Source organism: Pseudomonas sp. NFACC37-1, assembly GCF_900101575.1.
GTDB lineage: Bacteria > Pseudomonadota > Gammaproteobacteria > Pseudomonadales > Pseudomonadaceae > Aquipseudomonas > Aquipseudomonas fluorescens_AA.
Genome location: NZ_FMUZ01000032.1, coordinates 14,092 through 15,138, shown reverse-complemented (window position 1 = coordinate 15,138; position 1,047 = coordinate 14,092). Strand labels below are relative to the sequence as shown.

The window sequence follows — 1,047 nt, the reverse complement described above, 5'->3', positions numbered from 1 at the left end:
TTCTGGGGTATCCGGAATCAGTGGGCACAAGGCACAAAGGCAAGTCGTCCCTATGAAACGAATGCAAACCGGAAAAATTAGCGTTTGGGAATTTGTGTCAGGAAGAGCATCCCGACATGCAATAGACCGCCCACAGTGTGGCGAGGGGATTTATCCCCGCTGGGCTGCGCAGCAGCCCTAAAGGCTGCCAACTCGCTGTGCCAGGTTAATTGAGTTGTCTTCTTGGGCGGGGGCTGCTGCGCAGCTCAGCGGGGATAAATCCCCTCGCCACAACAGCAGGTTATTTGTGCCTCAGGCGCTGATGGCCAACCCATGCCGCCGATGATGCACGCTCAACTGATCCTTGATCAGCCGCAGCACCTTGGCCTCGTGCTCATGAATGAAGAAGTGCCCGCCCGCCAGCATGTCCACCGAGAAGCTGCCCGTGGTTTCCTGGCGCCAGCCCATCAGTTGCTCCGTGGTGGCCTTGTCGGTCGTGCCGCCGAACACGTGCACCGGGCAGTCGAGCAGTGGCCGTTGCCGCGGCTGGAAACGTCCGCACAGCAAAAAGTCGGCCCGCAGGATCGGCAGGGTCAGGGCCATCAGCTCTTCATTGGCCAGGATCTCCTCGCTCGTGCCGTTGAGGGTGCGCAACTGCTCGATCAACTCAGCGTCGGTTTTCGCCTTGGCGAAACCGCGGTCGTAGTCGGCCCGCATCGTCGGCGCCGCAGTGCCGGAAGCAAACAGCGCCACCGGTTCCGGACTGCCGAGTTCACGCAGGGCATGGGCGATTTCGCAGGCCAGCAGCGCGCCCAGGCTGTGGCCGAACAAGGCGTACGGGGCCTGGAGCGTCGGGTACAGCTCCCGCGCCAATTGCATCGCCAACGGGCCCATGTCGGTGTGCAGCGGCTCGTCGAAGCGCGCCCCGCGTCCCGGCAACTCCACCGGTTGCACATGCAGCCATTGCGGCAACTTGCGCCGCCAGCGGCTGTACACCATCGCGCTGGCGCCGGAATAAGGCAGGCACAGCAGGGTCAGTTGGGTCACTGCGGTTTTCTCCGATCGGTC

1 protein-coding gene is annotated in these 1,047 nt (G+C 62.8%); it reads right to left on the bottom strand.

Annotated features, from left to right (window positions below; translation table 11 throughout):
* Positions 1-291: 291 nt before the first annotated feature.
* The gene (locus tag BLP82_RS24420) at positions 292-1,026 is read right to left on the bottom strand and encodes a thioesterase II family protein (RefSeq protein ID WP_060741391.1); all 735 of its coding nucleotides are present in this window, start codon (positions 1,024-1,026) and stop codon (positions 292-294) included.
* Between the last annotated feature and the right edge of the window lie 21 nt (positions 1,027-1,047).